Genomic DNA, 19986 nt, shown 5'->3' on the forward strand with positions numbered 1-19986 from the left:
GTCTGTGACCAGCACCGAGGAGACCGCGACCGAGGCCGTTGAGGCCGTCGCGACCACGGAGACCCCCGCAGTCGGCGACGCTGTCGCGACCAGCGAGACCCCGGCCTCCCCGCGCCCGTCGCGTGCCGCCGGTGGCAACGCCCAGACCGTCGGCCGCCGCAAGGAAGCCGTCGTCCGGGTCCGCGTCGTCCCCGGTACCGGTGAGTTCAAGCTCAACGGCCGCACGCTCGAAGAGTACTTCCCGAACAAGGTGCACCAGCAGCTCATCCGTGAGCCGCTGGTGACGGTCGACAAGCCCGACTCGTTCGACATCTTCGCCAACCTGCACGGTGGCGGGATCTCGGGCCAGGCCGGTGCGCTCCGTCTCGCGATCGCCCGTGCGCTCGTCGAGGTCGACGCCGACGACCGCCCGGCCCTGAAGAAGGCCGGCTTCCTCACCCGTGACGCCCGCGCCACGGAGCGGAAGAAGTACGGCCTCAAGAAGGCCCGTAAGGCTCCGCAGTACAGCAAGCGCTGATCGCGCCTCTGGCGCAACCCGCGGAAGCGCCCATCCGTCTCTCGGATGGGCGCTTCCGTGTTTCCGGGGTCTTTCGGTCCCGTTTTCCCGGTGGTCCCACCTGTCCCATGCGCCTCAGGCGTATCGCGTTTAGCCCGCTAAACGCACTTTTTCGGGGCTCGCTAGGTTGTCGTGGTGGTTTTTCAAGGAGGTCGACAGATGGCTCGTCTATTCGGTACCGACGGCGTACGTGGCCTCGCCAACGAGGAGCTGACCCCGGAGCTGGCGCTCTCGCTCGCCGCCAGCGCCGCGCGCGTCCTCGCCGCCCACGACCGTTCGCACCGCCCGGTCGCGGTCGTCGGCCGTGACCCGCGTGCCAGCGGCGAGATGCTCGAAGCCGCCGTAGTGGCGGGCCTCACCTCCGCCGGTGCCGACGTCCTCCGTCTCGGCGTCCTGCCGACGCCCGCCGTCGCCTATCTGGTGGGCGCGCTCGAAGCCGACCTCGGCGTGATGATCTCCGCCTCCCACAACCCCATGCCCGACAACGGCATCAAGCTCTTCGCGGCGGGTGGCCACAAGCTTCCGGACGGGATCGAGGACGAGATCGAGGCCGGTCTCGCCGCTCCCGTCGCCCGTCCGACCGGGATCGGCGTCGGCCGCGTCAAGGACGTCCCCGACGCGGGTGAGCGCTACATCCAGCACCTGCTTTCGGCCACCCCGCACCCGCTCGCGGGCCTGCGCGTCGTCGTCGACTGCGCCAACGGCGCGTCGTCCTTCGCCGCCCCCGAGGTCTACCGCAAGGCCGGCGCCGAGGTCATCGCGATCCACGCCGACCCGGACGGCGTGAACATCAACGAGCACTGTGGGTCGAATCACCCGGACGCGTTGCGCGCGGCCGTCGTCGAGCACAGCGCCGACCTCGGGATCGCGCACGACGGTGACGCGGATCGCTGCGTCGCCGTCGACGCCGCGGGCGAACTCATCGATGGCGACCAGATCATGGCCGTCCTCGCGCTCGCCCTCGCCGAGACCGGCGAGCTCACCAAGAACACCCTGGTCGCGACCGTGATGAGCAACCTCGGCCTGCACCTGGCGATGCGCGCGCACGAAATCAACCTGGTCACCACCGCCGTCGGAGACCGCTACGTCCTCGAGGAGCTCCGCGCGAGCGGGCTCGCCCTCGGTGGCGAGCAGTCCGGCCACGTCGTCCTCCCCGCGTTCGCGACCACCGGCGACGGTCTCCTCACCGCGCTGCGGGTGATGAGCCGCATGGCGTCCACCGGCAAGTCGCTCGCCGACCTCGCCGCCGTCATGAACCGCCTGCCGCAGGTGCTGGTGAACGTCCCCGTTGCGGACAAGGCGGCGGTCGCCGTCTCGGCCGCGGTGCGCGACGCCGTCGGCGCCGTCGAGGCCGAACTCGGCGACGAAGGCCGTGTCCTGCTGCGCCCGTCGGGCACCGAGCAACTGGTCCGCGTCATGGTCGAAGCCCCCGCGCACGACACCGCACAGGCGGCCGCCGACAGGCTCGCGGGAGTCGTCTCCTCCGCCTCGTAAGCCCACTCACGATCTTCCCAAGTCGCTGCGCCCGGGTTACCGGGCCGGTACATTCCGTGTGCGGGTCACCGGCACCGAAACGGTGCCGCGCGCGTCCGATCATGGACTGGACGTGAGCACTCAGGGGAGGGTGAAGAGTGACGGGCAAAGGGCACAAGGTCGATCCGGCGCAGCTGAACGAGGCCGCCAAGGTCCTGCAGGATCTGCCCAAGCAGGCCTGCGAAGGGCCGATCGGAGCGGTCGAGCAGATCAACCTGAGCGCGGCGAGCTTCGGGCCGGCGCACGGTGACTGCTTCACCGGGTACTCCGCGAGCATCCAGCGTCTCGCGAAATGCGCGCGCAGCTATCTCGCGGCGTCGGACGAGTTCGGCCGCAAACTCGCGGCGTCCAAGGACCTCTACCAGTCCAATGAGGACGCCAACGCGGCCGAGATGAGGAAGCACTGATGCCTCTCGCGGACGTCGGTGGCGACACCGGGCACGACATTCCCAGCCGGGCCGAGGTCGAGAAGATCCTCAACGACCCGAACATCGACCGCGACACCAAACGCGAGCTCGCCCTCAACTACATCGACTACATCGAGGACGAGTCGCCGGAAAGCTGCGGTTTCGCCAGCGAAGCCGAGCGGAACGGCTTCCGGGACTACATCAAGTCGATGAACGGTGACTGGATCACCGAAAGCGACATCGGCGACAATGACGGTTACCTCGAAGACGTCCAGGCGGCCTACAAGACCGCGCAGGAAAAGTATGACGCGAGCCAGGCCGCGGGACGGCAAGGCGATCGCGACGCGCTGAACAAGGACGCGGCGAAAAACCAGGAGATCGCCGGGCGCGCCACCGAAACCGATCCGGGCTGCGCGAATTCGAACGACATCATGGTCCCCGGCCTTTCGGGGTTCAAGGTCTACGAAAACTTCCATCCGCTCTACGTCCGTGCCGTGAGCCTGTCCAAGGCCGTCGGCGCCGTCGTGGCGATCGAGACCCTGCGAACCGCCTACCACGAGCAGGACAACATCCCGTTCAACCTGTTCAAGGCGAGCGCGGACGAACTGACCGCGGTCAGCACGGCCATCGCGGGTTCGGCGCAGGACGTCTCCGGGAAACTCGGGAACTCGCTCGGCACCTGGGACGGCGCGGCGGCCGATCAGGCTCGTGCCTATCAAAAGGCCTATTCGGACAAGACCGGTCTGGTCGCCGAGGCTTTCAAAGCCGCCGGTGACGGGCTGCTGCGCACCAATGCCTCGGTGGGCAAGTTCTGTCGCGAGAAGGTCGATTGGCTGCAGAAGTGGTACACCGACAACATCGATGGTGCCACGACGCAGGACATCGAGCGGATCATCCGCATCGCCGACGGTTCGTGCAGCCAGAACGACATCATCCACTGCATCAAGTTCCTGAGCATCGAAGCCAAGAACGCGTTCAACGACGACGGCGGTGACATCGACCAGAGCACCATCGACGAGGTCCTCAAGCCTCAAGCGGTGGAATGGCTCGGGAAGGTCTTCGTCGGCTGGTTCGGCAAGCACATCGAGAACTTCCAGCTGGTGTGCAAGAACACGCGCGACGCGATCAACGGCGCGTGGAAGGCCTACTTCGATTCACTCGGTCAGGTGGTCGAGAACCCCTATGGAGACCTGGGCAAGACCCCGGAGACGGGTGGCGAGAAGCCCGTCGAGAAGGGCGGCGGAGGCAAGGACACCGGTGGCGGTGGCCCCTCCTCCGGCGGCGGTGGGAAGTCTTCGGGTGGCGGCGGGCAGATGCCGCCGCCGAGCGCCGTCGAATACAAGCAGCCGGAACCACCGGAAGTGCCGGGACAGGAGAAGAACCCGGTCACGGACAAGCCTCTCGACGTCGACCCGGCCACCGGGGAGCCGTATCCGATCGATCCCCGCACGGGCGAGGCGATCAAGAGCGAGACCGACGGCACCCGGCCTGAGACTGTGACGGTCGAGCAGGGCGACCGCAAGATCTCCATGGCCGAGCCCGGCGCCGACGGGAAGATGGGCATCTCCGTTCAGGACGGCACCGGTCAGGTCAAGGACTACAACCTCGATTTCGGCGACGGCAAGGCCACGCCGGGGACCGGGGACGCGGCGGGCGGGCCCGTGCACCGGGACACCGCCGAGCGGCTGGACCAGCAGTCGGCGTCACGTCCCGCCGCGAATCCCGGACAGGTCCATCAGCCGGGCCCCGACGGCAAGATCCACATCGAGGACGGCGGGCTCAAGATCACCGCGGAACGGCCCGGCGGTCCCGACGGGCCGACGCTGGTGACCGTCGACGACGGGTCCGGGCACCCGTCGAAGTACACCTTGGGTGAAGACGAACCCGCGGGCGGCCGTCACGCGAGTCCGGACTCCACGCCGCAGCCCGCCGGAAGGCACGCCGCGGAAGGCGTCGCGGCCCGGCCGGTCGAAGACGTCGCTCGCCAGCAGGCCGAGCAGGGCGTTCGTCCGCACGACGCGACGTCCGGCGGCGACGGCGGTGGAGCACCCGCCCCGGCGCCCGGTCACCCGGCCGAACCGGTGCCGGTGGCCGCGGCGGCCGATTCCGAATCGACCACGGCCCAGTCGCTGAGCGACCCGTTCGGCAGTGATCTCGGCGAGGCGTCGGATCCCGCCGGAGCCGGTGGTGGCGCGTCCGCTCCCGCGGCGCCGTCCGGGCTCGGGGCCACGCCGGGCGGGGGCGCCCAGGATCCGGCCGCGGCCGGTGCGGGGATGATGGGCGGCATGGGCATGATGGGCGGCGGAGCGGCCGGAGGCGGGCAGGGGTCCGGTGAAGACCAGCAGCGCGCGTCCAGCGGATACCGGGTCGACGGCGGCCTGTTCGACACCGCGACGACGACGGGCAGCCGGATCAGCGGTTCGCTCGACGACGACGGCGTCATCGGCTTCCGCTAGCGGTCAGGGGAGGGGATCAGTGAATCCTGAGGAGGATCTCGCCAGACTCCGGCACAAGCTGGCCGGGCTGGAGCGCGAGAACGGCGACCGGATGTACCTGGTCGACAACCGGGCGGCCAAGGCGGTCGAGGAGACCCAGGCCGCGGGCGAAAAGCTCAAGCAGGAGACGAGCGCGGCGCTGACCGCGCGTCTCGAGCAGAAGCGGCGGGCGGAGGCCGCGGGAGGCTGGGAGACCGAGTCGACCCTGGGCGACAAGGTCGAAGACGACGGCGACTTCGGGTTCGAGGAAGACGAGACCGAGAACGAGCGCCGTGCCGGCTACCGGACGGCCGACGAGCCGCCGATCTCGTTCCGGCCGCCGCCCGCGGTTCCCGCGCCCCAGGTTCCGCCGCCGCACCCGGCTCCGGTGCCGGAGGAACGTCCGGCCGGACGTCATCGGCGGGCGGCCGCGAGGGGCGACGACGACGATTTCGCCAACACCGACTGGCTGGCGACCTGAGCCGTCAGGTCCGCAGCGTCACGATGGCCCGCTCCACGCCGTGGAAGACGGCGTGCGTCTTGTATCGGACGTCTTCCACGACGTGGTCGGGAGTCAGGACTTCGGCCAGGGCGCGAAGTGCCACTTCGCCCTCGGTGACCGCGATGCGCGAGCCGGGGCAGGTGTGGCGGCCGAGGCCGAACGCGAGTTCGGTGCCGGGGCCCAGCGGGATGGCCAGTTTGTCGCCTGCGGTGAAGTCCTTGTCTCCCAAGGAGAACGGCGCTGTCACGCGGCGGGCGGCGAAGCGGGTCGGGGCGACTTCGTGGATCAGGCCGCGTACGTCGTTGAGGACATCTGGGCGGCGGAGGAGTTCGAGGCCGGCGAGGGCGAGGAAGTTCATGGAGTTCTCGTACGCCGCGTGGGCGAGCATCACCGGCGTGATCATCAGCTCGTCTTCGGTGATCCGGCCCGCTTCGTGCGCTTCGCGGAGCAGGGCCAGCCCGCCCCCTTCGACGGCCGTCGCCTTCAGGAAGAACATCGCGACCCTGAGCGCGGCCATGTCGGCTCCGGCCGGTCCGCCCGACCAGACGTCCAGATTCGCGGCGGTCTCCGAAAGCTTCGTCAGCAGCTTCTCGCCGAGCGGCTCGACAGTGCCGAGTACCGCTTCGGTCACCCTGGCCGCCGCAGGCCTGGCGAAGTCGGTCACCAGGTCGAACCGGGCGCGCGACTTTAGCGGGCTAATCGCGACGCGCAGGTCGGTGACCAGGGCGTTTGGCAGGGGCTCCACCAGGGCGATGACCTCTTTGACGACCGCGCGCAGCCGACGGTGGTCCGCGCCGTCCATCAGCAGGAGATTCGGGGTCTCGGCGGCGGCACCGCCCGGGTTCGAGCTGAGCTCGCGGTCGCGCAGGGCCTTGATGCGGTCCGCCGGATCGTCCAGCACGAAGAAGTCGTCCACGCTCGTATGATGCCCATGCCGCGGCCGGAGGATGTGCCAGTGCCCGAAGAAGTGCCGGAAGAAGTGTTGCGGACCCCGCTCGTGCTCCGCCTGCTCGAACGCGCCGACGTCGAGCGCCCGGCGTACACGCACCTCGACTGCTCGAACCGGCACGAGCCCGTCGAGGACACGCTGACCTGGGCCGACCTTCTTGTCCACGTCCGCGCTGTCGCGGCGAAGCTGCGTGAGGTGATCCAGCCGGGAGACCGCGTCGCGATCACGGCTCGACAGGATCTTTCCTACGTCGTCGCCTTCTTCGGCGCGCTGTACGCCGGTGCCGTCGCGGTGCCGCTGTCCGCGCCGGATGTCCGCGCTCACCGCGAGCGGCTCGTCGGGGTCCTCAACGACTGCGACGCCGACATCTGGCTCACGTCGGAAGCCCTGGTCGAACGACTTACGGAGTTCACCGAGGCCGAGCCGGTGCCGTCGCCCCGCGAGATCATCGCCGTCGACACCCTGCAGCTGGACCCGGCGGACCGGTCCCGGCCGGCGCCGGTTTCCCCCGATGACCCCGCGTACCTGCAGTACACGTCCGGCACGACGCGATCGCCCGCCGGCGTGATCATCACGCAGCGAGCCCTGTCGGCCGCGTGCTGGCAGATCTGCGACGCCTACGACGTCGGCGAGCACACCACGTGCGTCGGCTGGATCCCGTTCTTCCACGACATGGGGCTGGCGCAACTGCTCGCGGGGACGATGCACTCCGGCAGCCGGACGGTGTTCATCGCGCCGCTGGAGTTCATCCGGCGCCCGGAGCGCTGGCTGCTGCTGATGTCGGCGTATCCGAACACGCTCACGGCGGCGCCGAACTTCGCGTACGACCTGGTGACCGAGGCCGTGCCCGAGGCGAAGCGCGCCGAGTACGACCTCTCGACGGTGTCGATCGCGCTCAGCGGGAGTGAACCGGTCCGGGCGGCGACCGTCCGGGGGTTCCTCGCCGCGTACGAACCCTATGGCTTCCCGCGGGGCGCGTTCCGGCCGTCCTACGGTCTGGCCGAGGCGACGGTCTACGTCGCCAGCGGCGATTCCGGCGGCCCGGTGGTGACCGAAGTGGACGGCCGCGAGGTCGTCGAGATCGGCTGGCCGAGGGGGCAGCGGGTCCGCGTCGTCGCGCAGGCGGATCGCGTTTTGCCCGCTGAAGTCGACGGCCCACCGGATCGCGATTTGCCCGCTAAAGTCGACGCGGGCGAGATCTGGGTCAAGGGGCCCAACGTGGCGGCCGGGTACTGGCGGCGTCCGGAGTTGACCGCCGAGGTGTTCGGCGCCGAGCTCGACGGGGAGGGCGGCTGGCTCCGCACCGGCGACCTGGGCTCGATCCGGAACGGCAGGCTCTCCGTCACCGGACGCCTGAAGGACCTGATCATCATCGACGGCCGTAACCACAGCCCCCACGACATCGAAGAGACGGTCGCCGACGCCCACCCCCTTCTCGGGGCCGAGCGGGTCGCCGCGTTCTCGGTCGACGGCGACGAAGGCGAGGGCGTCGTCGTGGTCGCCGAGCGTGCCCGGAAGGCCCCCGACTTCGACGAACCCGAGATCGCGCGGGCGGCCACCCGCGCCGTCGCCGAACGGCACGACGTGCGCCTCCGGGCCTTCCTCCTGGTGAAACCCGGCGGGCTGCCGCGGACCTCCAGCGGCAAGGTCGCGCGTTCCGCGGCCAGAACGCGGTACTGGCTCGCGGATGGGACAGAATCCCCCCATGGCAGCTGACGGGAGCGAGTACGTCGACGAGATCAAGGCCCTCGTCTGCGAGACCTTCGACGTCGATCCGGACACCATCGACGAGAACACGCCCTTCGCCGAAATGGGCGTCGACTCCCGCCGCCGGGTCCGGCTCCTGGCGACGGTCGAGGTGGAGTTCGGGATCGACATCGACCTCGACGAGCTGGATCGCCTGGTCGACATCCGGGGCGCGGCGACCGTTCTCGCCGAGGCCGTCGAGGCGGGGGCGAAACCGCGAAAACGCGGTCTACCAGGCTTCTTGCGCCGGAACCGTTTGAGTTAGCAAAGGTGTGAATGTTCCTGCGGCCTCGGTGACCGGTGGGTACATTCTGTGTGCATATGCGACGGCACCTGATGCCGTCGGCGTGCGTCGTAGGTAGGACAACGAGGCGGACACAGAGCGGGACGAAGGGGGCACCGGTCATGCCGGACGGGGGCTACAAAGCCGATTCAGAGGCGATGCTCACGGCGTCGACGTCGTTGGAGCGCGCGGCTGAGAAAACGACGTCCGAGGCGGGGAAGGTGGGGCCGACCCAGGTCGGGCCCGAGAACTTCGGCCGAGTCCACAAGGACCACCAAAAGGGCTATGCCACCGGGATTCTCGCCATTTCCGACGCGATGAAGGGCTACGCGGGCCAGCTCACCCAGCTCGCCGGCGGGGTCAGCACCGCGTCGACCCGCTACACCTCATCCGACCAGGCGAACGCCGCGGCTGCCAACAAGGCGGGGACCCAGTAATGAGTGAACCGACGTCCGCACAGATCAAGGAAATGCTGAACGACCCCTACGTCACTCAGGGCACGAAAGACGCTTTGATGTTGCCGTGGGCCAGGGAAGCGGCCTACAAGAAGGCCGTCGCCGAACGTGATTCGAACGCCGCGGGGGACAAGAAGCAGGCGGCCGAGACGAAACAGGCCGACAAGGACCTCGACTCCATGTCCCGGCCTGCCGCCGGAGGCGCGACCACCAAATCCGACCAGGTGCTCGACCTCGGAAAGCCGGCACTGGACTTCTTCTCCGATTGGGCCGAGCAGGTCTGGAACAAGATGCCGGAGAAGTCGGGCGAAATCAGCTACAAGACCGACATCTGGGACCGGTTCCACGAGAACCGTGAGATCAATTTCCAGAAGATGTTCGACGAGGTCGAGGATCTCACCGACGCCAAGAAGATCGTCGAGCAGACCCAGAAGGACGCGACTTCGGCGCTGACCACGCTCTTCCACGACTGGAAGGGCGAGGGCGCGACGGCCGCGAAGGTCAAGTACGAGCAGCGGATCCAGCCTGACGCGAAGGAACTCATCGCGCAGATGGAGGGCGCCATCAAACTGGTGCCCTCGACCATCGACAAGATCTACACCGCGCTCAAGCTGAAGGTCGACGAAACGCTGAAGCTCCGGGTCGACAAGGTCGCGACGGCACCTCTGTACATCGCGAAGCAGGTCGTCGACATCGCGAACGGCAAGGTCGGTTCCAAAGAAAAGCTCATGGACGTCGCGTACTGGCTCGACTCCGCGTGTCCGGGCAACAACCTCGCCGAACGGCTGCGTCACGACGACTGCAAGCTGAACGACGAGAACAAGGACTACGCGATCGGGGCCGCGAAGCAGTGGCTGAAGGGTTCTTTCGCCACCGAGTTCGGTGAGCGGTACGAGAACTTCAAGAAGCTCTGCAAGAACGCGACCGACACGATCAACACGCAGTACCACGAGCTTTCGCGGTTCATGGAGGACTACACGAACCCGTTCCCCGCGGCCGGGTCCGAAAAGCCGCCGGGCAACGAGAAGCCACCGGGCACCGAGAAGCCGCCGGGCAACGGGACCCCGCCCGGTGGTGGCGGCGGGACCCCGCCCGGCGGCGGGGGCGGCACGCCTCCTGGCGGTGGAGGCGGCAGCAGCACACCTCCGGCGGCGGAGGTCCCCGAGGCGCCGAAACCGGAGGACAAGCCCGCGGAGGGCACGAACCCGGTCACCGGGAAGCCGCTCGAACTGGACCCCGAGACCGGCAAGCCGTACCCGATCGACCCGGCGACGGGTGAGGCGATCAAGGACGGCATCGACGGTCAGGACACCATGACCGTCCAAAAGGGCGACAACAAGATCGAGATGACCGAGCCGGATAAAGACGGCAAAATGGACATCAAGGTCGACGACGGCAAGGGCAACGAGAAGGACTACAAGCTCGACTTCGACGACCCCAAGGGCGAAGAGGGCAAGGACGGCGAAAAGGCCAAGGACGGCAAGGACGGCGACTTCGGTCCGCAGGGCGCGGTCAAGGAAGGCGAGCCCGGCAAGGACGGCGTCTACCGGCCCGGCCCGGACGGCAAGATCCACATCCAGGACGGCAACCTCAAGATCACGGCCGAGCAGCCGGACGGTCCGAACGGCCCGACCGTGGTGACCGTCGACGACGGCAAGGGCGAGCCGACCACTTACACCCTCGACGAAAAGGGTGAGAAGAAGGAACTCAAGCCCGGCGACGTCATCGACACCGACGACGTCAAGAACGGCCTGGACGACCGGAATCCCGGCAATCCGCAGCCCGGCAAGGTCGACGGGGTCCACGAGATCCGCACGATGCCCGCGCCGGCGGACGGCGCCGGTTTCGCCGCTCCGGGTGGTGTCGAGGTCGGTGCTGCGGTCGGTGGTGGCGAAGGGACCGCCGCGGTGTCCGCGGAGGCCGAGGCCGCTGGTGGCGCCGCGTCGGGCTCGGGAGGTGAGGGCACCGCGCCGGCCGCTAGCGGCGGCGGAGGCGGTGGCAGCTTCGAAGGAGCGCTCGGCGGCGTCGGCGAAGGTGGTTCGGCGGGGTCGCTGAACGAGGCCGGTTCGCTCGAAGCGGGCATCCAGACCGGGGGCGGCGCGCAGCCGGCCGCCGTCGAAGGCGGCCTCGGAATGGCGCCCGGCGGGATGGACCCGGCGCCCGCGGGAGCCGGTGCCGGAAGCTCGTCCGCCGGAATGGGCGGCATGATGGGTGGAATGGGTGCCATGGGCGGCGCGGCCGGTGGTGGCGGCGGCGGTGACACGCAACGCGGCTCGAGTCAGTACCGCGTCGAGGGTGGCATTTTCGAGACCAGCGGCGCGGGCGGCCGGATCAGCGGGTCGCTCGACGACGATGGCGGCGACCGTTCGATCAGCTACGAGCGATGATCGGTAACCGGGGAACGAGGGAGGACCGATGAGCGCTGTCGACCGGCTGGCGGCCGCCATGTCGAGGCAGGACGCCGCCATCACGGAGCAGCAGGAGCAGCGCGGACTGCGGGAGCGGCACCTCGCCGACGCCAAGGCCCAGGCGATGGAAACCATGCAGAAGGACGCCGCCGTCCACGACAAGTACGCGGCTCACATGCAGGAACTGGGGAAGCGGAGCAAGGAGGCGGGCGGCTGGCTGACCGGCAAGACGACCGCCGACCGCAGCCACACGATGGGCTTCGGCCTCGAGGACGACGACAAACCGGACGCCCGGTTCGCCGAGTTCGGTGGCCGGCCCGATGCGTCGCGGCCGGCGCCTCCGCCCCCGCCGCCTCCTCCGGTCGCGCCCGGGGTGCCCGGAATGCCGGCGACGGTGGACGTCCCGCCGCCTGCGGCGCCGACGCCCGCCGCGAGTGCCGGGGCGCCCGAAGCGCCTGGCGCGCCCGCGCGTCGTCGAGGTCGTCACGCTCGCGACGACAAGGGTTTCGACGACGACGACTTCTCGAACAACTCGTGGATGGTCGACTGACCGTCTCACCGCACTTCAGGGCCCGGCTCACCAGAGCCGGGCCCTTCTTTTACTCGCTCCGCTCGCCCGGACCGCGTCGACTTTCGCGGGCTAACCGCGATCTGGCCGCACGGGGTGCCCTCTCGGGACCGTGTCGACTTTCGCGGGCTAACCGCGATCTGGCCGCACGGGGTGCCTTCCCGGGACCGGGTCGACTTTCGCGGGCTAACCGCGACGCGTAGGCAGGCTAAGTAACGAGGCGCGCGCCGGGGCCCGGATCGCGATTAGCCCGCGAAACGCAGGTCGGCCGGGGTCAGGCGGCGGGTTCGTCCTGGGTCTCGATGGGGGCGCGTTTGACGTCGGCGTCCAGGAGAGGCTGGTACTTCGTCGTCCCCGTCAGGTGAGTGAGGAAGAACGCGGTGAACAGGGCCCTCGTCAACTGCTGGGTCCCGCGGTGCGGCTTCCCGTGCAGCAACAGCTGGCTCCAGTGCCTGCCCTCGGTGACCCCGAGGTGCGACGACTTCCCGAGCGTCCGCAACTGCACCGGCCCGCCCCACGCGTCCGCGATCGCCTCGGCATGCCCGACAGGCGGCGCCACCAGGTCTTCGCTCGCCGCGAGATGCAGGCCGGGCACGGTCACCGACCGGGCCGACACCGTCGCGGGAGGCAGCGTCTGCGCGGGAGTGATGGTCGCGACAGCGCGAATCCGGGGCCGCTCGTCGTTCTCGGCTGCCTGAGCGGCGGCGAGGATGGCCGAGCCGCCACCGGTCGAGTGCCCGGCCAGGCCGAGCTTCGCCGGGTCGACGCTGATGCCGTCCGGTCCGAGGCGGACCGTCGTGATCAGGTCGAGCGTGGTCAGCAGGTCTCCGGCCAGCAGCCGATGCGACGGCAGCGGGCCGCGCTGGGTGGCCGGAGCCGCCGCGACGATGCCCCAGCTCGCGAGGTGCCGGAGCAGATGCCGGTAGCTCCCGGTCGGCTGCAGCCATCCGTGCCCGAACGCGATGGCGGGCAGACCGAGCCCCGAGCGGGGGGTGAACACGACGCCGGGGAGCCCGACCAGGGCGAGGTTGCCGCGCAGCACCTCGTGCGGACCTGGGTGGGACAGCTCCGCGAGCAGCTGTTTGGGCTTGCTGGCCATGTTCGTGACCTTACTGCCCGCACCCCCGTCCGGCCCGCGCGCCGCCCCGCGGATCGCGTTTAGCCCGCTAAACGCGAGTGCGGGCGCCCGCGCGAAACGGCCGGATTTCCGTCGTTAGGGTGGTGGCCGTGTGTGGAATCGTGGGATACGTAGGACACCGCCCGGCCCTGGACGTCGTCATCGGCGGCCTGCGCAGGATGGAGTACCGCGGCTATGACTCGGCAGGCGTCGCGGTTCTCGACGGCGCCGGTGCGCTGAACGTCGAGCGCAAGGCGGGCCGCCTGGCCAACCTGGAGACCCAGCTCGAAACCGTCGGCAGGGACGCCTTCACCGGCACCGCCGGGATGGGCCACACCCGCTGGGCCACCCACGGCGCCCCGGTGGACCGCAACTCGCACCCGCACCGCGACGCCTCCCAGCGCGTCGCCGTCGTGCACAACGGCATCATCGAGAACTTCGCCGCCCTGCGCTCCGAGCTCGAGGCCGACGGCGTCGAGATGGCGAGCGACACCGACTCCGAGACCGCCGCGCACCTCATCTCCCGCGCGTACACCGAGGGCGACACGAAGGGCGACTTCCCGGCCAGCGTCGCCGCGGTCTGCCGTCGCCTCGAAGGCGCGTTCACCCTGGTCGTGACCATCGCCGACCAGCCGGACACCATCGTCGCCGCCCGCCGCTCCTCGCCGCTGGTCGTCGGCGTCGGCGAAGGTGAGCACTTCGTCGCTTCCGACGTCGCCGCGTTCATCGAGCACACCCGCGAGGCCGTCGAGCTCGGCCAGGACCAGCTGGTCGTGATCACCCGCGACGGCTACGAGGTCACCGACTTCCACGGCGACGCCGCGCAGGCCAAGCCGTTCACCGTCGACTGGGACCTCTCGGCCGCGGAAAAGGGCGGCCACGAGTACTTCATGCTCAAGGAGATCGAGGAGCAGCCCGAGGCGCTGGCGAACACGCTGCGCGGCCACTTCGACGGCGGCCGGATCATCCTCGACGAGCAGCGCATCTCCGACCAGGACCTGCGTGACGTCGACAAGGTCTTCGTCGTCGCCTGTGGTTCCGCGTACCACTCCGGCCTCGTCGCCAAGTACGCCATCGAGCACTGGACCCGCCTCCCCGTCGAGGTCGAGCTGGCCAGCGAGTTCCGCTACCGCGACCCGGTGCTGGACCGCGCGACGCTGGTCGTCGCAGTCTCTCAGTCGGGCGAGACCGCGGACACCCTCGAAGCCGTCCGCCACGCCCGCGAGCAGAAGGCCCGAGTGCTGGCCGTCTGCAACACCAACGGCGCGCAGATCCCGCGTGAGTCGGACGCCGTCCTCTACACGCACGCCGGTCCGGAGATCGGTGTCGCCTCGACGAAGGCGTTCCTCGCGCAGATCGCGGCCAACTACCTGGTCGGCTTGGCGCTCGCGCAGGCCCGTGGCACGAAGTACCCGGACGAGGTCGCCCGCGAGTTCGCCGAGCTCGAGGCCATGCCCGCCGCGGTGCAGAAGGTGCTGTCCACTGTGGACCAGGTCCGCGACCTCGGCCGCCGTATCGCCGACTCGAAAGCCGTGCTGTTCCTCGGCCGTCACGTCGGTTTCCCGGTCGCCCTCGAAGGCGCGCTGAAGCTCAAGGAACTGGCGTACATGCACGCCGAAGGCTTCGCCGCCGGTGAGCTCAAGCACGGCCCGATCGCGCTGATCGAAGACGGCCTGCCCGTCGTCGTGGTGATGCCGTCGCCGAAGGGGCGCGCGGTGCTGCACTCGAAGCTGGTGTCGAACATCAGCGAGATCCAGGCGCGCGGCGCCCGCACGATCGTGATCGCGGAGGAGGGCGACGAGACCGTCCGCCCGTTCGCCGACGAGCTGATCGAGATCCCGGCCGTGCCGACGCTGCTGCAGCCGCTGGTTTCGACGGTTCCGCTGCAGGTGCTGGCCGCGGAAATCGCCCGTACGCGCGGGTACGACGTCGACAAGCCGCGTAACCTGGCGAAGTCGGTCACCGTCGAGTAAGGACCGGAGGCGTCGTGCAGGGAATCTGGACCACGGAACGGATTCGCGCGGCGGAGGACCGGTTGCTCGCCGTCACTCCCGACGGCGGGCTCATGCGGCGAGCGGCGTTTGGCCTTGCGGTGCACGCCGCGGCGATGCTGCAAGACCACACGGGTTCGGTGTCCGGACGGCGGGTGACGCTGCTCGTCGGGTCGGGCAACAACGGCGGTGACGCCTTGTGGGCCGGCGCGTTCCTGCGCCGCCGCAATGTGGCCGTCTCGGCGATCCTGCTGAAGCCTGAACGCGCTCACGGCCCGGGTTTGGCCGCCTTGAAGCGATCCGGCGGCAGGGTGGTGTCCGTTGAGGACGGTCCACATTGGATTAGTCGGGCGGACCTCGTCCTCGACGGGATCGGCGGGATCTCGGCGCGAGGGCCACTGAGGGCGGATGCCGCCGCGCTGCTGGAGCACGTGAGTTCGCCCGTGCTGGCCGTCGATCTGCCGAGCGGGGTGGACCCGGACACCGGTGCCGTCGACGGTCCGGCGGTCGTCGCCGACCGCACGGTCACTTTCGGCGCGCTCAAACCGGTGCACGTCCTCGCGCCCGGGTCCTGCGGCGAGGTCGCCCTGGTCGACATCGGCTTGCGACCGGAACTCGGCGAACCCGATCTGCGGCGGCTCGACACGGCCGACGTCGCGGCGGCGTGGCCGGTGCCGGGGCCGGGCGACGACAAGTACAGCCAAGGCGTGGTCGGGGTGGCCGCGGGATCCGCGACGTACCCGGGTGCGGCCGTGCTTGCGGCGGGCGCCGCCGTGCGGGCGACGTCCGGACTGGTGCGGTACGCCGGGCACGCCGCCGACGTGGTGCGCGGGCGCTGGCCCGACGTCATCGCGACGGGGTCGGTGACCGATGCCGGACGGGTGCAGGCGTGGGTCGTCGGGCCGGGGATCGGGACGGGGCACGAGGGGCGTGACGTCCTGCGGTTCGTGCTCGGGCGTGGCGTGCCGGTGTGCGCGGACGCCGACGCGACGACGATCATCTCGCGCTCGCCCGACGTGCTCGACGCGCGCGATCCGGACACGCCGCTCGTGCTGACCCCGCACGCGGGGGAGTTCGAGCGGCTGATGGGTTCGCCGCCGGGAGCGGACCGGGTCACGGCGGCGCGGGCGGCCGCGCGGAAGTACGACGCCGTCGTGCTCTTGAAGGGGCATTGCACGGTGGTCGCGGCGCCGGACGGACGCGCGCTGGTGAACACGCCGCGGGGATCGTGGCTCGCGACGGCGGGATCGGGGGACGTGCTGTCCGGTCTCATCGGCGCGCTGCTCGCGGCCGGGCTCGATCCGTGGCTGGCGGCAGGCGCCGCCGCGCACGTCCACTCACTCGCCGGGTCACTGGCCGCCGACGGCGCGCCGACCTCGGCTTCCGGCATCCTCGGCGCCGTCTCGGACGCCATCCGGTCCGTCCGTTCTCTGGCGCCCTGACGTGCGTTTAGCCCCCTAAGTGCACTCTGCGGGCACCCGCCTCCAGATCGCACTTAGGGGGCTAAACGCACTTCGGTGGCGTGAGGGGAAATGCGAGAGTTATCGAGTTACGTGTTAACTCTCGGCGAATAATCTGGTAAGAAGCAGGTGTGAGCGCCGACACCCACCCCGCCGAGACCGTGATGGTCCGGGTCGTGAACGGTGTCGCCCATGTCTAAGACCAGGCCCTCGGACGCCGCCGTCGAGCACCGGCGCCAGGAGATCCTCGACCACGTCATCGCCACCGGCGAAGTCCGCATCGACGATCTCACCACCCGCTTCGGCGTCAGCCTGATGACGATGCACCGCGACCTCGACGAACTCGCCGAGCGCCGCCTCCTCCGCAAACTGCGCGGCAAGGTCGAGGCCTACCCGGCGACCACCATGGAGTCGGCCGCCCGTTTCCGTGACACCTTCAACCAGGCCACGAAGGACACGCTGGGCGAGGCCGCCGCGGCACACGTCCACTCCGGCCAGACGGTCTTCGTCGACGATTCGACGACGCTCTTCCCGCTCGTCCGCCGCCTCGGCGCGATCGAAGACCTCACCGTCATCACCAACTCGCTCGAAGCCGCCCGCATCCTCGGCCCGGTCAAGAGCGTCGAGGTCGTGCTCGCCGGCGGCCGGTACCACCACGAGTACGACTCGTGCGCCGGTCCGGACGTTCTCGCGTTCCTCGAGCGCACGCACGCCGACATCGCGTTCGTCTCCGTCGCCGCGGTCGCGGTCGGCCGTCTGTTCCACCCCGTCCAGGACTACGCCGCGCTCAAGAAGGCCGCGCTGCGCACCGCGAGCCACAACGTCCTGGTCGTCGACAACTCCAAGTTCGGCCGCACCGCCACCTTCGCGCACGGCGACATCGGCGACTACGACCTCCTGATCACCGACGAAGAGGCGCCGACCGAGGAGATCGAGGCGGCGCTGCTCGCCGGAACGGCCATCGAGCAGGTCGAATGCGCACCGGAGGGCCCGGAATATGAGTTCTGACCTGGTCGCCGGAATCGACTCGTCGACCCAGTCGACGAAGGTCGTCGTGTGCGACGCGGAAACCGGCGAGATCGTCCGCACCGGCCGCGCTTCGCACCCCGATGGCACCGAAGTCGCCCCCTCCGCGTGGTGGGACGCGTTCCGCGAGGCCACGGACGGCCTGCTCGACGGCGTCGCCGCCATCGGCATCGGCGGTCAGCAGCACGGCATGGTCACCCTCGACGAAGACGGCGAGGTCGTCCGGCCCGCGTTGCTGTGGAACGACACCCGGTCCGCCAAGGCCGCCGAAGACCTCGGCCGCGAACTCGGTCCCGAGAACTGGGCGAAGTCCGTCGGCTCACTGCCGGTGGCCAGCTTCACCGTCACGAAGCTGCGGTGGATGGCCGAGAACGAGCCCGAGCTGGCCGATCGCGTCGCCCGCGTCCTGCTCCCGCACGACTGGCTGACCTGGCGGTTGCTGGGCGAAGGCGCCGAGCCGGTCACCGACCGCGGCGACGCCTCCGGCACCGGGTACTTCTCACCCGCCACCGGCGAGTACCGCCAGGACCTTCTCTCGCACGCCTTCGGCGGCCGCACGCCCGAACTGCCCAAGGTCCTCGGTCCCGCCGAAGCCGCAGGCCACACCCCGGACGGGATCCTGGTCTCGGCGGGGACAGGCGACAACATGGCCGCCGCGCTCGGCCTCGAACTGGTCCCCGGCGACGTCGTGGTCTCGCTGGGCACCAGCGGCACCGTCTTCGGTGTCTCCGAGACCGCTAGCGCCGACCCGTCCGGCATCGTCGCCGGATTCGCCGACGCCACCGGCCGGTTCCTGCCGCTCGCCTGCACGCTCAACGCCGCCCGCGTGCTCACCGCCACGTCCGCGATGCTCGGCGTCGAACTCGCGGAGTTCGACGCGCTGGCCCTCGCGGCCGCGCCGGGCTCCGGCGGCCTCACCTTCCTGCCCTACCTCGACGGTGAGCGGACGCCGAACCTCCCGGACGCCAAGGGCACGCTCTTCGGGCTGACCCGCGCGAACATGTCGTCCGAGAACCTCGCCCGCGCCGCCGTCGAAGGCATGCTGTGCGGACTCGCAGCCGGTCTCGACGCCCTTCGCGAGCAGGGCCTCGAAGTCCGTCGAGTGCTGCTGATCGGCGGTGGCGCGCAGTCGGCCGCCGTCCGCGCGGTCGCGCCGATCGTGTTCGGCGTGCCCGTCGTCATCCCCGAGGTCGCCGAGTACGTCGCGGTCGGTGCCGCGCGGCAGGCGGCCTGGGCCCTCGCTTCCAGCTCGGAACCTCCCCGCTGGCAGGAAGACCACGGCACCACCCCGCTCGAACCGACCGAGGCGGACCGCGCCGAGGGACACCGGATCCAGCAACGGCATCTCGAGGCCCGCGAACTCGGGCACGGCATTTCCGCGAAACCGAAAGAGGACTGAACCGATGGCCACGATCACCTACGACAAGGCGACCCGGCGCTACGCCGGTTCCGAGCGGCCCGCCGTGGACGCACTCGAACTCGAGATCGCCGACGGCGAATTCCTCGTGCTGGTCGGGCCTTCCGGCTGTGGCAAGTCCACCAGCCTGCGGATGCTCGCCGGCCTCGAGGACATCGACGAAGGCGCCGTCTGGATCGGAGACCGCGACGTCACCCAGCTGCCCCCGCGTGCCCGCGACATCGCGATGGTGTTCCAGAACTACGCGCTGTACCCGCACATGACCGTCGGCCAGAACATGGGCTTCGCGCTGAAGATCGCCGGCCGTCCGGCCGCGGAGATCAAGCAGAAGGTGCTCGACGCGGCCAAGCTGCTCGACATCGAGCAGTACCTCGACCGCAAGCCGAAGGCGCTCTCCGGCGGTCAGCGCCAGCGCGTCGCGATGGGCCGCGCCATCGTGCGTGAGCCGCAGGTCTTCCTGATGGACGAGCCGCTGTCGAACCTCGACGCGAAGCTGCGTGTCTCCACGCGTACGCAGATCGCCGCCCTGCAGCGCCGTCTCGGCGTCACCACCGTGTACGTCACGCACGACCAGGTCGAGGCCATGACGATGGGCGACCGGGTCGCGGTGCTCTCGGACGGTCTCCTGCAGCAGTGCGACACCCCCCGCGCGCTGTACGACAAGCCCGCAAACGCTTTCGTCGCCGGGTTCATCGGCTCGCCCGCGATGAACCTCGTCACCGCGAAGCTCACCGAAGACGGTGCCGAGCTCGGTGGTGCGCGAGTGCCGCTGACCCGCGAGATCCTCGCCAAGGCCGACGGTGACACCGTCACCCTCGGCTTCCGGCCGGAATCGCTCGAGGTGACCACCAGCGAAGACGGCACGCTGCCGATCAAGGTCGACCTCGTCGAGGAGCTCGGCTCGGACGCGTACGTCTACGGCAAGCTGGCCGAGACCGACGCCGAAGGCACGAAGTCGAACGTCGTCACCCGGGTCGACCCGCGCAAGCCGCCGGTGATGGGCGACACCCTGCACCTGCGGGTCCGCCCCGACGAGCTGCACGTGTTCTCCGCCACCACCGGGGCACGCCTGTCCTGAGCCGGGTCCGTGGGAA

At 69.9% G+C, this 19986-nt stretch carries 17 protein-coding genes; 15 read left to right on the forward strand and 2 right to left on the reverse strand.

Translation table 11 applies throughout. From position 1 onward, the window contains the following. The first annotated feature begins 4 nt into the window (after window positions 1-4). From rpsI to ACLJPX_RS33835, 5 genes are all read left to right on the forward strand, one after another. Window positions 5-517: a 30S ribosomal protein S9 gene (gene rpsI, locus ACLJPX_RS33815; RefSeq protein WP_409489769.1), complete on the forward strand. Its 513-nt coding sequence runs from the start codon at window positions 5-7 to the stop codon at window positions 515-517. 198 nt (window positions 518-715) lie between these two features. Continuing rightward, entirely contained in the window at window positions 716-2050 is a 1335-nt protein-coding gene (glmM, locus tag ACLJPX_RS33820) for a phosphoglucosamine mutase (protein WP_410604447.1), read from the forward strand. A gap of 137 nt (window positions 2051-2187) precedes the next feature. Further along, entirely contained in the window at window positions 2188-2496 is a 309-nt protein-coding gene (locus ACLJPX_RS33825) for a type VII secretion target (RefSeq protein ID WP_101612197.1), read from the forward strand. Beyond that, window positions 2496-4952 (forward strand): hypothetical protein, encoded by a 2457-nt coding sequence (locus tag ACLJPX_RS33830; protein WP_410604448.1) that lies wholly within the window; start codon window positions 2496-2498, stop codon window positions 4950-4952. The genes ACLJPX_RS33825 and ACLJPX_RS33830 overlap by 1 nt, the downstream gene beginning before the upstream one ends. 19 nt (window positions 4953-4971) lie before the next feature. After that, entirely contained in the window at window positions 4972-5451 is a 480-nt protein-coding gene (locus ACLJPX_RS33835; protein ID WP_410604449.1) for a hypothetical protein, read from the forward strand. A 4-nt stretch (window positions 5452-5455) separates the two neighbouring features. Here ACLJPX_RS33835 and ACLJPX_RS33840 read toward each other — a convergent pair whose 3' ends face one another. Next, window positions 5456-6388, reverse strand: coding sequence for a cytochrome P450 (locus ACLJPX_RS33840; RefSeq protein ID WP_410604450.1), 933 nt, complete (start codon window positions 6386-6388; stop codon window positions 5456-5458). 15 nt (window positions 6389-6403) lie between these two features. Here ACLJPX_RS33840 and ACLJPX_RS33845 point away from each other — a divergent pair, with 15 nt between their 5' ends. The 5 genes from ACLJPX_RS33845 (at window position 6404) to ACLJPX_RS33865 (ending at window position 11863) form a co-directional block, all read left to right on the forward strand. After that, the gene (locus tag ACLJPX_RS33845) at window positions 6404-8137 is read left to right on the forward strand and encodes a fatty acyl-AMP ligase (protein WP_410604611.1); all 1734 of its coding nucleotides are present in this window, start codon (window positions 6404-6406) and stop codon (window positions 8135-8137) included. After that, on the forward strand, window positions 8127-8432 hold the full coding sequence (locus ACLJPX_RS33850) for an acyl carrier protein (protein WP_020633351.1): 306 nt from the start codon (window positions 8127-8129) through the stop codon (window positions 8430-8432). Before ACLJPX_RS33845 ends, ACLJPX_RS33850 begins: the two co-directional genes overlap by 11 nt. 140 nt (window positions 8433-8572) lie before the next feature. After that, complete coding sequence (locus ACLJPX_RS33855; protein WP_410604451.1) at window positions 8573-8887, forward strand: hypothetical protein; 315 nt, start codon at window positions 8573-8575, stop codon at window positions 8885-8887. Beyond that, on the forward strand, window positions 8887-11292 hold the full coding sequence (locus tag ACLJPX_RS33860; RefSeq protein WP_410604452.1) for a hypothetical protein: 2406 nt from the start codon (window positions 8887-8889) through the stop codon (window positions 11290-11292). The genes ACLJPX_RS33855 and ACLJPX_RS33860 overlap by 1 nt, the downstream gene beginning before the upstream one ends. 28 nt (window positions 11293-11320) lie before the next feature. Then, window positions 11321-11863 carry a hypothetical protein gene (locus tag ACLJPX_RS33865; protein WP_410604453.1) on the forward strand — a complete coding sequence of 181 codons (543 nt, stop codon included), beginning with the start codon at window positions 11321-11323 and terminating at the stop codon, window positions 11861-11863. A gap of 292 nt (window positions 11864-12155) precedes the next feature. Here ACLJPX_RS33865 and ACLJPX_RS33870 read toward each other — a convergent pair whose 3' ends face one another. Next, a complete protein-coding gene (locus tag ACLJPX_RS33870; protein WP_410604454.1) occupies window positions 12156-12980 on the reverse strand; it encodes a dienelactone hydrolase family protein in 825 nt (274 codons plus the stop codon). Window positions 12981-13108: 128 nt separating this feature from the next. On the opposite strand from ACLJPX_RS33870, the gene glmS reads away from it, so the two are divergent. From glmS to ACLJPX_RS33895, 5 genes are all read left to right on the forward strand, one after another. Continuing rightward, window positions 13109-14971 (forward strand): glutamine--fructose-6-phosphate transaminase (isomerizing), encoded by a 1863-nt coding sequence (gene glmS, locus ACLJPX_RS33875; RefSeq protein WP_410604455.1) that lies wholly within the window; start codon window positions 13109-13111, stop codon window positions 14969-14971. A 14-nt stretch (window positions 14972-14985) separates the two neighbouring features. Continuing rightward, the gene (locus ACLJPX_RS33880; RefSeq protein WP_410604456.1) at window positions 14986-16431 is read left to right on the forward strand and encodes an NAD(P)H-hydrate dehydratase; all 1446 of its coding nucleotides are present in this window, start codon (window positions 14986-14988) and stop codon (window positions 16429-16431) included. Between the two features lie 210 nt (window positions 16432-16641). Then, on the forward strand, window positions 16642-17457 hold the full coding sequence (locus tag ACLJPX_RS33885) for a DeoR/GlpR family DNA-binding transcription regulator (RefSeq protein ID WP_410604457.1): 816 nt from the start codon (window positions 16642-16644) through the stop codon (window positions 17455-17457). Beyond that, window positions 17447-18874, forward strand: a complete 1428-nt coding sequence (gene xylB, locus ACLJPX_RS33890; RefSeq protein WP_410604458.1) for a xylulokinase — start codon at window positions 17447-17449, stop codon at window positions 18872-18874. The genes ACLJPX_RS33885 and xylB overlap by 11 nt, the downstream gene beginning before the upstream one ends. A gap of 4 nt (window positions 18875-18878) precedes the next feature. After that, window positions 18879-19970, forward strand: coding sequence for an ABC transporter ATP-binding protein (locus ACLJPX_RS33895; protein WP_101612209.1), 1092 nt, complete (start codon window positions 18879-18881; stop codon window positions 19968-19970). Window positions 19971-19986: the final 16 nt, after the last annotated feature.

Origin of the sequence: Amycolatopsis sp. lyj-90 (genome assembly GCF_046549035.1) — a bacterium.
Classification (GTDB): Bacteria; Actinomycetota; Actinomycetes; order Mycobacteriales; family Pseudonocardiaceae; genus Amycolatopsis.